This is a genomic window from Methylorubrum sp. B1-46, assembly GCF_021117295.1.
Lineage (GTDB): Bacteria > Pseudomonadota > Alphaproteobacteria > Rhizobiales > Beijerinckiaceae > Methylobacterium.
The window spans coordinates 4253812-4267462 of record NZ_CP088247.1 but is presented as its reverse complement, the minus strand read 5'-3'; the positions used below and the strand labels follow the sequence as shown (position 1 = coordinate 4267462).

At 69.2% G+C, this 13651-nt stretch carries 8 protein-coding genes; 5 read left to right on the top strand and 3 right to left on the bottom strand.

Going from position 1 to position 13651, the window contains the following annotated elements; translation table 11 throughout:
- The first annotated feature begins 92 nt into the window (after nt 1–92).
- Complete coding sequence (locus LPC10_RS19905) at nt 93–1301, top strand: efflux RND transporter periplasmic adaptor subunit (RefSeq protein WP_231344000.1); 1209 nt, start codon at nt 93–95, stop codon at nt 1299–1301.
- A gap of 119 nt (nt 1302–1420) precedes the next feature.
- Here the strand turns inward: LPC10_RS19905 and LPC10_RS19900 are convergent, their stop codons facing one another.
- Together LPC10_RS19900 and LPC10_RS19895 are read right to left on the bottom strand one after the other, a co-directional pair.
- A complete protein-coding gene (locus LPC10_RS19900) occupies nt 1421–3466 on the bottom strand; it encodes a methyl-accepting chemotaxis protein (protein ID WP_231343999.1) in 2046 nt (681 codons plus the stop codon).
- A gap of 181 nt (nt 3467–3647) precedes the next feature.
- Nucleotides 3648–4685, bottom strand: a complete 1038-nt coding sequence (locus LPC10_RS19895; RefSeq protein ID WP_231343998.1) for a methyl-accepting chemotaxis protein — start codon at nt 4683–4685, stop codon at nt 3648–3650.
- A 618-nt stretch (nt 4686–5303) separates the two neighbouring features.
- Between LPC10_RS19895 and uvrA the strand changes: the two genes are divergently transcribed.
- The 4 genes from uvrA to trmFO all read left to right on the top strand — a co-directional run bounded on the left by uvrA (nt 5304) and on the right by trmFO (nt 12755).
- Entirely contained in the window at nt 5304–8426 is a 3123-nt protein-coding gene (uvrA, locus tag LPC10_RS19890) for an excinuclease ABC subunit UvrA (RefSeq protein WP_231343997.1), read from the top strand.
- 534 nt (nt 8427–8960) lie between these two features.
- On the top strand, nt 8961–9941 hold the full coding sequence (locus LPC10_RS19885; protein ID WP_231343996.1) for a transporter: 981 nt from the start codon (nt 8961–8963) through the stop codon (nt 9939–9941).
- 268 nt (nt 9942–10209) lie between these two features.
- Nucleotides 10210–11184: a S1C family serine protease gene (locus LPC10_RS19880; protein ID WP_231343995.1), complete on the top strand. Its 975-nt coding sequence runs from the start codon at nt 10210–10212 to the stop codon at nt 11182–11184.
- Between the two features lie 146 nt (nt 11185–11330).
- Entirely contained in the window at nt 11331–12755 is a 1425-nt protein-coding gene (gene trmFO / locus LPC10_RS19875; RefSeq protein ID WP_231343994.1) for a methylenetetrahydrofolate--tRNA-(uracil(54)-C(5))-methyltransferase (FADH(2)-oxidizing) TrmFO, read from the top strand.
- A gap of 340 nt (nt 12756–13095) precedes the next feature.
- On the opposite strand, the gene LPC10_RS19870 is transcribed toward trmFO, so the two are convergent.
- Nucleotides 13096–13287 carry a hypothetical protein gene (locus LPC10_RS19870; protein WP_231343993.1) on the bottom strand — a complete coding sequence of 64 codons (192 nt, stop codon included), beginning with the start codon at nt 13285–13287 and terminating at the stop codon, nt 13096–13098.
- Nucleotides 13288–13651 lie beyond the last annotated feature (364 nt).

Here is a 13651-nt window from a genome sequence, read left to right as displayed (position 1 = left end):
GCAACGTCTTGGGACTCCGCGTGTTCCCTCCGGTGCCGCGCCCGGGACAGGCCGGGCGGCCGGCCTCGTCCCGCTCTCGGAGAATGGCTCTCGTGCGCCAAGGCGTCGGCTTCGTCATCACCGGTCTCGTCGTCGGCGCGCTCGGGATCGCCGCGGGCGCGTGGTGGGGGGCGGGGCATCCGATCCCCGGCTTCCTCGCCCATCACTTCAAGGTGGCGAGCCGCGCCGACACCAAGCGCGCCAGGGAGGAGCCGCGGCTGGCGGTGAAGGCGGTGCGCGCCAGCAGTCAGGAGGTGCCGGTCGCCTTCGAGTATACCGGCACCATCGTCTCGCCCCGCGACGCCGCCCTGCAGGCCCGCGTGACCGGCTTCGTGGTCGAGCGCCCGTTCGAGCCCGGCGGCCACGTGAAGAAGGGTCAGGTGCTGTTCCGCATCGACCCGCGCCCGTTCGAGGTCGCCCTCAAGTCGGCGCAGGCCTTGCGCGACCAGGCCAAGGCCACCCTCGACTTCGCCCAGGCCGAGGTGAACCGCACCGAGCAGCTCGCCGACAAGGGCTTCGCCACCGAGCAGCGCGCCCAGCAGAACCAGTCGAACCTCGCCACCGCGAATGCCAAGCTCGAAGAGGCGGAGGCCGCCATGGCCCGCCAGCGGCTGAACCTCGAATACGCGGTGATCCGCGCGCCCTTCGACGGGCGCTCCAGTCTGTCCATGGCCAATATCGGCGACATGGTGATCGAGAACCAGACCAACCTCGTCTCCGTGGTGCAGGTGAACCCGATCGACGTGCAGATGGCGCTCTCCTCCGAGGATGCGGAGGCCGTGCGGGTCGCTCAAGGCGAGGGGCGGGTGAAGGTCCAGCTTCTCGACGTCCAGCGCCAGCCCGTGCGCGAGGCCACGATCTACCGGCTCGACAACCGCTTCGATCCCCGCACCGGCCGCCGCCTGATCCAGGCTTGGCTCGACAACGCGGACGAGCGCTACCTGCCCGGCCGCTTCGTCCGCTCGCGCATCGAAGTCGGCCGGCAGGAGCGTCTCCTAGTGCCGACGGTCGCGCTCTCGGCCCAGCTCGACCAGCAGGTGGTCTGGACCGTGGACGAGGCCGGCACCGTCCACATGACCGCGATCGAGGTCGGCGACGTCTACGGCGACAACACCGCCGTGCTCAAAGGCCTCAAGCCCGGCACGCTGGTGGTGACCGACCATCTCCAGAGCATGCGCCAGAACCTCAAGGTCGAGCCGCGGATCGCCGAGGAGGTCAGCGCCGTGCACGACACGCCCGCGGCGGGCGAAGCGCGGCACTGAGGCCCGGGATTCCAAGGGGATCATCCCTTTGGCGGGGTCTCGGGGCAGCGCCCCGATCGCCCTTCAACCAGGGCTCCGCCCTGGATCCGCGAAAGGGCTCGCCCTTTCGAAACCCCAATTCAGGCCGCCCGGACCTGGGCGAGGAAGCCGCCGACCTCCCTGCGCAGGGCCGTCGCCTGACGGGCGAGATCGCTCGCCGCGTCGAGCACCTGGCCCGAACCGGTGCTGGCATCGTCGGCGGTGCGGGCCACGCCCGCCACGTCGTTCGAGGCGCGGCGCGCACCTCCCGAGGTCTCGACCGTGGTGCGGGCGATCTCGGCGGTGGCCGCGCCCTGCTGCTCGACCGCAGCGGCGATGTCGCCGGAGATCCGCGACAGGTCGCGGATGGTGCGGGCGATGCCGGTGATGCCTGTGACCGAGGCGCCGGTGGCGGCCTCGATCTCCGCCATTCGCCCGGCGATCTCGTCGGTAGCCCGCGCCGTCTGGGCGGCGAGCCCCTTCACCTCCGCCGCGACGACGGCAAAGCCCCGTCCCGCCTCACCGGCGCGGGCCGCCTCGATGGTGGCGTTGAGGGCGAGCAAATTGGTCTGGCCGGCGATCTGCGAGATCAGCCCGACGATCTGGCCGATGCTGCTCGCGGCCGCGGCGAGGCGCTCGACCTCTCCCGCCGTGCGGGCCGCCTCCTCCTCGGCGGCACTCGCCGCCAGCGCCGAGGAGCCGACCTGGGCCGAGATCTCGCGGATCGAGGCCGACAGTTCCTCGGTCGCCGCGGCGATGCCGTCGGAGGAGCGCGCCGCCTGGGCCGAGGCCTGCGCGGCGGACGCGCTGAGCGCAGAGGTCTCGCCCGCCGCCGTGGTCATCGCTTGGGCGGCGCCCTCCAGTTGCTGTGCGGCCGCCGAGACCGCCTCGACGATGCCGCCGACCCGCGCCTCGAACCCGTCGGCCACCGCCATCATCGCCGCCTGGCGGCGAGCGGCCTCCTCCTCGGCGCCGCGCTCCTGGGCGGCGCGGATGCGGGCCCGCTCGGCCACGCTGTCGCGGAAGGCGAGGGCCGCGGCGGCGATGCTGCGCAGCTCGCCCGGCCCGTTCACGGGGATCTCCACCTCGGTCTCACCTTGCCCGATCGCGGTGAGCGCCCGCGCCATGCGGCTCAGGGGACGGGCGATCGCCGAACCGAGGCCGAAGGCCAGCCCCACCGAGAGCAGCAGGGTGGCGAGCGCCGTCCCGGCCCAGAGCAGAACCGTGTGCTCGGCCCGCGCCCGCGCCGCCCCCGCCTCCCGCGCCAGGGCGGCGGTCAGGCGATCCTCGATCCCCTTCAACTCGTCGATGCGCTGGGTGGCGAGCCGGAACCAGCCCTTGGCGTCGGTGAAGGCGGGTGTCTGGCCGGGCGCCGTGTCGAGGGCGAGGGTGCGGAGCCGGGCGACCTCGCGGGCGGCCTCCGAAGCGTTCGCCGCATCGAGCGCGGCGATCTCCTCCGCGGCGCCCGCGGCGCGGAACAGCCCCTCGAAGGTCGCCTGATCCGAGGCCAGTCCGGTGAGTCGGCGCAGGCCCGCGAGATCGATCGCGCCCGCGGCGAAGGCGGCGGAGGCCGCCGCCCGCTCCTGGCCGGCGAACTCCTTGAGCGAGAGGAAGGCAGACAGGGCGGAGACGCGGGTGCCGATGGCCGGGTCGGCGGCGATCTGCGCCACCCCGCGCACGACCCCGAGGGCCCCGGCGATGACGCCGCTATAGACCGCGAGGTTGGCCGGCACGCCGACCTCCAGCCGGTCCACCGCGCCGCGATGCCGCTCGATCCCGCCGAGCCGAGCGCGCAGGGCCGCCGCCTTGCGCGCGAAATCCGCATCCGCCCCCGCCCCGGCGGCGTCGAGATCGGCGATCAGGGCGGCGCGCGCCGCATCCGTCAACGTGCGCTGCGCGGCGAGTTCCGGGGCGAACTGGCTCCCCTTCGAACCGAGATAGAGGCTGGAGGCCCCGCGCTCCTTCTGCGCCTCGTGGACGAAGGCGCCGATCCGGACCGAGAGGCCGGCCAGCTCCTCCATCCGCGCCATTGCCCGGCCCTGACCCACCCGCTCCGTCACCGCCACCCCCGCCGCGGCACCGAAGGCGAGGCAGGGGATCAGCGCCACGGTGACGATACGGGCGCGCAGGGACGAGGGTAGCTTCATGACGGAACGATCCGAACGGTTTGCGCTGCACCGTGACCGGCGAACGTAAAGTAAGGATTTCGCCCTATCGGCTTTGCTTAATTTTAGTGCATTCGTGCTATGATTTCATCAGTCTGGCCACGCACAAACCGCCTATACGGGCCGAATACGTTTCAGGATGTCGTGGCAGGCTATAGGCGCCTCATTCGACCTGTTGTTCGATCACGCCGCGCCAGCCGAGCCCGCTATAGGTCTCGTAGCCGGGGGTCTCGTGGAAGGCGACGAGGCGGTCCCGCTCGTCGCGGTAATGGCCCTGGGACCGTCCGTCCGTGCGCAGGCGGTAGGTCTCGCTCAGCACCCCCTCGCCCCGGGAGCAGGCGATCACGCGGTTGCGGGCGTCGAGCAGCATCACGCGAGTCCGCTCCCGCTCGCCCGCGCCCAACCGGACGCCCTGGACGATGGCGCGGGCCTGCGGCTGCCAGTCGAAATGGATGGCGAGAATGCCGAGTGGCGCCCCCTCCGGGCGACCGCCGTCCCGCACGCTGGCGCAGTAGGTGGCGACCTGCGCCCCGCGCAGGCGCGGCTCGGTCCGCACGTCGACCGCCGTGAAGGCGTCGCCGCTGTGCAGGGCGCAGGCATCCCGGAACCACGCCTCGGCCTCGACCTGCGCCCCGACGACGCCGGGATAGGTGTCGGGCCGGCCGCTGGCGATCACCCTGCCCTGGAGATCGCACAGCCAGAGATCGAGATAGACCGTGTAGGCCGAGAGAATCACGCCGAGCCGCTCGGCCGCGTAGGCCGCGGCCTCCGGTGCGGGATGCTGTGCGCAAGCGACCAGGGCGGCGTCGGTCGCCCACCAGCGCACGTCGCAGGTGCGCTCGTAGAGATTGCGGTCGATCAACTCGACGGCGTTCAGCGCGAGGTCCACGCAGCGGGTGGCGCGGGCCTCGCCTGCCAGCCGCGCGACGGCCCCGGTGAGGTCGTCCACGCCGGTTCTGAGGCCGAGCCCGAGCGCGGCGGCCAGGGTCTCGACCTCGCCCGAGACGGTTCGGACTTCCTGCGCGACGACCGAGAAGCCCGCGCCCTTCTCGCCGGCATGGGCCGCCTCGATGAGCGCGTTCAGGGCCAGCAGCTTCATGCGGCTCGCAATCGACTGAATGGCACCGAGATTCGATGAGGCCTCGTTCTTCAGGGCGCGCGCAGACGCACCAACCACCTCGGCAAGGGATAAGTCGTTCATGCAACCCCCGAGAGCACTCTACGGCTGTGCTTCTTAGCATTGATCAGACTGTGCTGAGGTTTAGCGAAATTGTTCTTAAATTACTTCTAAAATACCTTTCAGTTTGCTTGGCTATTATTTTGGCGGTTGGCGTGTTTTTGGGCGATTCCATCGGGTTTAGGCTTGGGCCGAGAGATATTGGCCCGCGATAGGCTCACGGCGGACCGGATTGAGGCGACCGACCGGCCGGCTTTCCTGGCCGATCCGCAGGCCACCGCGATCGACGACACGATGCGGGCCGATGGCAGGACGAACCCGAAGGTCTCGACCTCAGAAGTCGTGCGGACGCACGATGCCGGAACCCCGGATGGGTCTGGGGCCGAATCCGGTTCGGCTCAGGCCGGAGGCCCGGCCAGTCGGTCTCCGGCACCGCGGACCGCGTCCGATCCGCCTTCCCCGCCGCGCAGAGCAGGTCGGCGTTGCCGTCGTACCCGTTCCGTTCTAGTGGTTTCGGGCCGCTGGGAACCCATCTCCGTCCCCGGATACTGTTTTCCCGCGCGGCACGCCCGTTGCCGTCCGAACGATCGAGGGGGCGCCGCATCCGGGCGGCCCGGATCCGCCGCAGAGAATTCGTCGCCCATGGCCACAGCCAAAGCCCGCAAAGCCGAGACCACGGCCAAGGATGCCAAGATCAAGGATGCCAAGATCAAGGACGCCAAGAACAAGGCCTCCACGAATAAAGTGGGAAGCCAGGACACGGCCGAGGCGAGGACCGACGCACGGCTGGCCGCCCTGTTCGACGCGGCCGCCCCGGCCGCGCGCGACACCCGCGTCATCTCGGTGCGTGGCGCCCGCGAGCACAATCTCAAGAACGTCGACCTGACGATCCCCCGCGATAAATTCGTGGTGTTCACCGGCCTGTCGGGCTCGGGCAAGTCGTCGCTGGCCTTCGACACGATCTACGCGGAAGGGCAGCGCCGCTACGTCGAATCGCTCTCGGCCTATGCCCGCCAGTTCCTGGAGATGATGTCGAAGCCCGACGTCGATCAGATCGATGGGCTCTCGCCGGCCATCTCCATCGAGCAGAAGACGACCTCGAAGAACCCGCGCTCCACCGTCGGCACGGTGACCGAGATCTACGACTACATGCGCCTGCTCTGGGCGCGCGTCGGCATCCCCTACTCGCCGGCCACCGGCGAGCCGATCGAGAGCCAGACCGTCTCTCAGATGGTCGACCGGGTGCTGGAATTGCCGGAGAAGACCCGGCTCTACCTGCTCGCGCCCGTGGTGCGCGGCCGCAAGGGCGAGTACCGCAAGGAGATCGCCGAGTTCCAGAAGAAGGGCTTTCAGCGCCTTCGCATCGACGGCGAGTACTACGCGATCGACGACGTGCCGAAGCTCGACAAGAAGCTCAAGCACGACATCGACGTGGTGGTGGACCGCATCGTCGTGCGCGACGACATCGCCGCGCGGCTGGCCGATTCCTTCGAGACCGCGCTGGAACTGGCCGACGGGATCGCCGACATCGAGTTCGCCGATGCGCCGGAAGGCGAAACCCCGAAAAAAATCACGTTCTCGTCGCGCTTCGCCTGTCCGGTCTCCGGCTTCACCATCCCCGAGATCGAGCCGCGGCTGTTCTCGTTCAACAACCCGTTCGGCGCCTGCCCGACCTGCGGCGGCATCGGCCACGAGATGCGGATCGATCCCGAACTGGTGATCTCCGACTCTGCGCTGACCCTGAAGCGCGGCGCGGTGGGTCCCTGGGCGAAATCGACCTCACCCTATTACGACCAGACGCTCGACGCCCTGGCCAAGCATTTCGGCTTCAAGACCTCCGTGGCGTGGTCGGCGCTGCCGGAGCAGGCCCGCGCGGTGATCCTGTTCGGCACGGGCAAGGAGTCGGTGCGCTTCGACTACAATGACGGCCTGCGCTCCTACTCGGTCAACAAGCCGTTCGAGGGCGTGATCCCGAACCTGGAGCGGCGCTACAAGGAGACCGAGAGCGACGCCTCGCGCGAAGAAATCGGCCGCTTCATGAGCGCCACCCCTTGCGCCGCCTGCGACGGCAAAAGGCTCAAGCCCGAGGCACTCGCGGTCAAGATCGACCGGCAGGATATCGGCCAGGTCACCGCCCTCTCCGTCCGCGAGGCGCATCGCTGGTTCTCGGAGATCTCGGGCAAGCTCACCGACAAGCAGAACGAGATCGCGGTCCGCATCCTCAAGGAGATCCGCGATCGGCTGACCTTCCTCGTCGATGTCGGCCTTGAATACCTGACGCTCGCCCGCGGCTCGGGCTCGCTCTCAGGCGGTGAGAGCCAGCGCATCCGGCTCGCCTCGCAGATCGGCTCGGGGCTCACCGGCGTACTCTACGTCCTCGACGAACCCTCGATCGGCCTGCACCAGCGCGACAACGAGCGCCTGCTCGGCACCCTCAAGCGCCTGCGGGATCTGGGCAACTCGGTCATCGTGGTCGAGCACGACGAGGACGCGATCCTCCAGGCCGACTATGTCGTCGATGTCGGCCCGGGCGCCGGCATCCACGGCGGCGAGATCGTCGCCCAGGGCACGCCGGAGGAACTCCTGAAGGACCCGGCCTCGCTGACGGCCAAATACCTGACCGGCGAACTCTCGGTGCGGACGCCGAAAGCACGGCGCAAGCCCGGACGCGGGATGCTGCGGCTGGTGGGCGCGCGCGGCCACAACCTGAAGAACGTGACGGCGGAGATCCCGCTCGGAACCTTCACCTGCATCAGCGGCGTCTCCGGCGGCGGCAAGTCCACGCTGATCATCGACACGCTCTACAAGGCGGCGGCCAAGCGCCTCAACGGTGCCCTGGAGCACCCGGCCCCGTTCGAGCGGATCGACGGGCTGGAGCATCTCGACAAGGTCATCGACATCGATCAATCGCCGATCGGCCGCACCCCGCGCTCGAACCCGGCGACCTACACGGGCGCTTTCACCCCGATCCGCGACTGGTTCGCCGGCCTGCCCGAGGCCAAGGCCCGCGGCTACCAGGCCGGGCGCTTCTCGTTCAACGTGAAGGGCGGGCGCTGCGAGGCTTGCTCAGGTGACGGCGTCATCAAGATCGAGATGCACTTCCTGCCCGACGTCTACGTCACCTGCGACGTGTGCAAGGGCAAGCGCTACGACCGCGAGACGCTGGAGGTGCGCTACCGCAACAAGTCCATCGCCGACGTGCTCGACATGACGGTCGAGGAGGCCGCCGACCTGTTCAAAGCCGTGCCGTCCATTCGCGAAAAAATGGAGACGCTGGCGCGCGTCGGCCTGCACTACGTCCGCGTCGGCCAGCAGGCGACCACTCTGTCGGGCGGCGAGGCGCAAAGGGTGAAGCTCTCCAAGGAGCTGTCGAAGCGCGCCACCGGGCGCACCCTCTACATCCTCGACGAGCCGACCACCGGCCTGCACTTCCACGATGTGGCCAAGCTGATGGAGGTGCTCCACGAACTGGTCGATCAGGGCAACACCGTCGTGGTGATCGAGCACAACCTCGAAGTCATCAAGACCGCCGATTGGGTGATCGACATGGGCCCCGAGGGCGGCGACGGCGGCGGCCGCGTCGTGGCCCAGGGCACGCCGGAGGAGATCGCCGCGAGCACGGCGAGCCATACCGGGCGCTTCCTGCGTGAGGTGCTGGCGCGGCGTCCCGCCGGGAAGCCGGAGACCAAGGGGGCCGATAAGGCCAAGCCGGGGGCCGCCCCGCGCCGCCGCGGCGCGGCTGCAGGCCGGCAAGCCGCCGAGTAGGGGGCGGGCTCCGCCTCCACGCGAGGGCCGGCACAACCTGACGACGGCCGGCTCCGAACCGGCTGCAGCGAGGGGCCGAAGCGATGATTCGGAGCGCCGTGCGCGGATGCAACGGCCCGGCCGGGCGGGAATCCGGCATTCGCACTTGCGCAATCGCCCGCCCTGCCCTGCCGAAGCCTCCCGGCCGGACGTGACAGCCAATTGCTTGATGAAAATGTACTATTTCACCTGCATCCACCCTGTCGCACTGCATTGGCCGAAGGTAGAAGCGGTAAGGATTCGTTAAGGGCTTGGTTGCTCCGCAGCGAAAATGCGGCTTTTGCGCAACGGTGAGATCCGAACTGCCGAGATTGAAGGCAATCCCCTGTCTTTCGCGGCCGGTCTGTAGAATAGTTCCCAACGTCGAGACTTGAGGTGCGGCCGTAGGGGGCCCCGGCATCACACCAGCCGTCCCGCTCTGGGGAGAGAGGGAGGCGAAAGGTGTGCGGGCGCTACGGGGCGGACGCCTGAAATCCTTGGGAAGGAACGAGAAAAATGATGAAGAACTGGCTCGCCGCAGGCGCGATCGCGCTAACGGCCGGAATGACGACGACCGTCGCCCAGGCGCAGACGACCACGGTTCCCGGTGAGCAGGTCGGTCTGGCCGTCGGCGCGCCGCTCCCCGAGGGCATCTACGCGATCAACACCTTCACCTACCGCAGCCCGGACGGCCCGAATGCGACCGCGGTCGACACCGCCGTCAACATCCCGATCCTGGTGTGGTCGACCCCCTTCGTGCCGTTCGGCGGCCGCCTCGAGTTCGTCGTGGCTCCCCCGACCGTGTTCACCTTCAGCCGCGCCGCTGGCAGCCGTGACACCTCGATCAACGTCGGCACCTTCGTCGGCGCGATCTGGGCGTTCGACCTCGGTGGCAACATCGGCGTCAGCTTGCTCGGCGGTTCCTACCTCAACGAGCTCAACGCCGGTCGTGGCGGCGGCCTGAACATCCTGGCCTCCAACACCTACCGCGTCGGCGGCGCGATCAGCTACACCGGCGACGGCTGGAACTTGACCGCCAACCTGACCTACAACTTCTACGACTCGCCCAGCCGCTTCGACGGCCGCAACGGCATCCCCGGCTTCTTCGGCCCGGTGCAGATCTCGGACGCGTTCAACCTCGACCTGACCGCGACCAAGAAGTTCGGCAAGTTCGAGATCGGCGCCATCGGCTACGGCACGGTCAACCTCGACCCGAACCTGCTCGCCTTCCCGAACAACCCGAACAGCCGCATCGGGCGCGGCGGCCGATTCGCCCTCGGCGGCCTCATCGGTTACGACTTCGGACCGTTCTCGGTTCAGGCTTACGTCGCCCGCGACGTCGTGACGACGAACCGGCAGACGGACATCATCGGTGGCGTGCCGGTCGCGTCGAACCGGGAGGCTTACTCGACCGACGGCTGGTTCCGTATCATCGCCCCGCTCTACACCCCGGCGGCGGCGGCCCCGGCTCCGGCTCCGCTGGTTCGCAAGTACTAATCATTCGGACCGGGAACGCACCGCGTTCCCGATCTCCGGAGTTGGAAGCCGTCCGGCCGTGAGGCCGGGCGGCTTCATCCGTTTCCGAAGGATCGTGGCGCGACGACCGGACCCCGACACGGGCGCCATTCGACGCGGTGCCGGACGGGTGTCGGAGTGATGTGCGCCGCCTATCTGTGCCGGAAGCGCCGCCCGTCAGCGTGGAGCCGCCTCGCGGAAAGGCCTTCCACGGACGGCAGCAGGGCGAGGCACAGGGAAATCGAAGACCATGTCCGCGCACGGCGAATTCAGGATTCCGGCCGCCCAGCAGCCGAAGGCCGGCGACTACGCCTACAATCTGGAGCGGGCGCTGACCTCGGTGGTCTCCCTCTCCAGCCGGGTGCCGGCGGAAGCCTTTACGGCGGAGACGCTCGGCACCGAGCGGGCGGGCAACGGCGTGATGATCCGCGAGGACGGGCTGGTGCTCACCATCGGCTACCTCGTGCTGGAGGCCGAGAGCGTCTGGTTGACGACCCATGATGGGCGTTCCGTGCCGGCCTACGTCGTTGGCTATGACGGGGAGACCGGCTTCGGTCTCGTCCAGGCGCTGGGCCGCCTCGACCTGCCTGCCCTCAGGCTCGGAAGCGCGGACGCGCTGCAGGTCGGCGAGCGTGCGGTGATCGCCGGGGCGGGCGGGCGCTCGCACAGTGTCGCGGTCGAACTCGTCGCCCGGCAGGAATTCGCCGGATACTGGGAATACGTCCTCGACGAGGCCCTGTTCACCGCCCCCGCCCACCCGCACTGGGGCGGTACCGCCCTGATCGGGCCCGACGGGGCGCTGATCGGCATCGGCTCGCTGCAACTGCAACAGGGCGGCTCGGGCGCGGGCCGGGCGATCAACATGGTCGTGCCGATCGACCTCCTGCCGCCGATCCTCGCCGATCTTGAGACCCGCGGTCGCGCCGACCGCCCGCCGCGCCCCTGGCTCGGCCTCTACGCGACGGAGACCGAAGACGGCGTCGTGGTGATGGGCGCCGCCGACAAGGGCCCGGCGGAAGCCGCGGACCTGCGTGCGGGCGACGTGCTGATGGAGGTGGCGGGCGAGCCGGTGGCCGATCTCGCCGGATTCTTTCGGCAGGTCTGGGCGCTCGGCGAAGCGGGCGTGCGGGTGCCGCTCACCGTCAACCGGGACGGGCGCCTGACGCGGCTCGCGCTCACGTCCGTCGACCGCGATCGCTTCCTGATGGGGCCGAAGCTGCACTGACCGGCGGCGCTCGGGGCGGGATCACGCGATCAGGACATCCGCTCCTCCCCAATGTCTGGGCGGCCTGGGCACCGAAGGGCTGTCCGGCAGGACGTCAGGCGCTCGCCCGCATTGATCGCGGACCGGCGTGGTTCTATCCCGTCGTGATGAGCAACCCGATCCATATCGTCGGCGGCGGCCTCGCCGGTTCGGAGGCCGCGTGGCAGATCGCCCAGGGCGGCCGCACGGTCGTGCTGCACGAGATGCGGCCCCATCGCGGCACCGATGCCCATCAGACCGAGGGGCTGGCGGAACTCGTCTGCTCCAACTCCTTCCGCTCGGACGACGCCAACGGCAACGCCGTCGGCCTGCTGCATCAGGAGATGCGCAGCCTCGACTCGCTGATCATGCGCGCGGCGGACGCGAACCAAGTCCCCGCGGGTGGGGCGCTCGCCGTCGATCGTGACGGGTTTTCGGGGGCCGTCACCGCGGCGCTCGAAGCGCACCCGAACATCACGATCATCCGCGAGGAGGTCGCGGACCTGCCGCCGGAAGAGTGGGGCTCGACCATCCTCGCCACCGGCCCCCTCACCTCCCCGGCGCTGGCCGAGGCCGTCGGCACGCTGACGGGCCGGGAATCGCTCGCCTTCTTCGACGCCATCGCCCCGATCGTCCATCGCGACTCGATCGACATGGGGCGTGCGTGGTTCCAGTCCCGCTACGACAAGGCCGGTCCCGGCGGCACGGGGGCGGATTACCTCAACTGCCCGATGGATCGGGAGCAGTACGAGGCCTTCGTCGCCGCCCTCATCGCCGGCGAGAAGACGGCGTTCAAGGAATGGGAGGCCACCACCCCCTATTTCGACGGCTGCCTGCCGATCGAGGTGATGGCCGAGCGCGGACCCGAGACCCTGCGCCACGGCCCGATGAAGCCGGTCGGCCTCACCAACCCGCACAACCCGACGGTGAAAGCCTACGCCATCGTCCAGCTCCGGCAGGACAATGCGCTCGGCACCCTGTTCAACATGGTGGGCTTCCAGACCAAGCTGCGCCACGCCGAGCAGGTCCGGATCTTCCGCACGATTCCGGGCCTTGAGAACGCCGAGTTCGCGCGCCTCGGCGGTCTGCATCGCAACACCTATCTCGACAGCCCGCGCTTGCTCGACGCGACCCTGCGGCTGAAGGCAAGGCCGCAACTGCGCTTTGCCGGCCAGATCACCGGCTGCGAGGGCTATGTCGAGAGCGCCGCGGTCGGGCTGATGGCCGGCCGCTACGCGCTGGCGGAAGCCGAGGGGACCACGCTCGCCCCCCTGCCGCCGACGACGGCGCTCGGGGCGCTCATCGGCCACATCACCGGCGGCCATGTCGAGGCGAGCGAGGATGCGGGGGCCAACGCGCCGCGCTCGTTCCAGCCGATGAACGTGAATTTCGGGCTGTTCCCGCCGCTGGAGCGGATGCCGCGCAACGAGACCGGCAAGCGCCTGCGCGGCCCCGAGAAGGCGGCGCTCAAGAAGCGGGCGCTGACCGATCGAGCGCGAGACGACCTTGCCGCCTGGATCGGGGGAACGGGCCTTCCGCACGCGGCGGAGTAGAGCCGGCTTCGCCGGTCTCAGGGCGCCGCCCTGAACACCCGCCGAAGGGCCTCACGGCCCTTCGGAAACCCGGAATTCGGAACGGGCATCAACCGGACGGTGCGGTTGACGTGATCGATCGAGGACAGAACGGGTCCGCACCACCTTGGTCGAGACCGTGCCGCCCGTGTCTCTCACGATGCTCTCGCCGCGGTCCGAGAGGACGCGGCCGGGGAGCGGGGGCATTGAGCGGTCACCCTCGGTCGGCATCCCTGAGCCTGCCGCCGGGATACGCAGATTGCGGCGAGGCGCGCTGAATGCCAGGGGCGAAGCCTCGCCGGAACGGCTTGCCGACGGTGTCTCAGCCGGAAAAGGAACCGAACCCTTCGAAGGCGTTGGTCGGCGACACAGTCGCTTTCTGATGACGTTCGGCCGTATCTTGTTCGTCGGCAACAGGTTGATCGGGGGCGTGGTCGAGATTTTCTGGATAGTTCTGGTCAGAGACAAAGGCGAGCGGCGCGGACGTGCGATCAGGCTGCTTGTCTATGGTCATCCAAACTCCTCGGAGAATCGGCGCTGATAAGGCCAAGCTTGGGATAAGCCTTTCAGCCTGATTTGCAAGGCATGTCTTCCACTGTGTTTCGGCGTGCAACATCGGTTCATCCGGCCTTCCAGTGCCGAGGAGCCCCAGCGCTGCCCTCCTCCCGCGAACGCAGCGCATGCCGCGCAGGGCCTGCTGGCGCGCTCGGCCGAACGGAACGCCTCACAAAACTCCCGGTCACCGACCGTTCTGGCTCTGGCGAGGAACGCGCAGCGGGAGTTTTGTGAGAGACACTGAGCGCGGTCCCATCGGAGCGATGGGCGAAGGGAAGATGACCGAGGCCGCGGCAGACTCCACCACAGCCTCGACGCGTCCG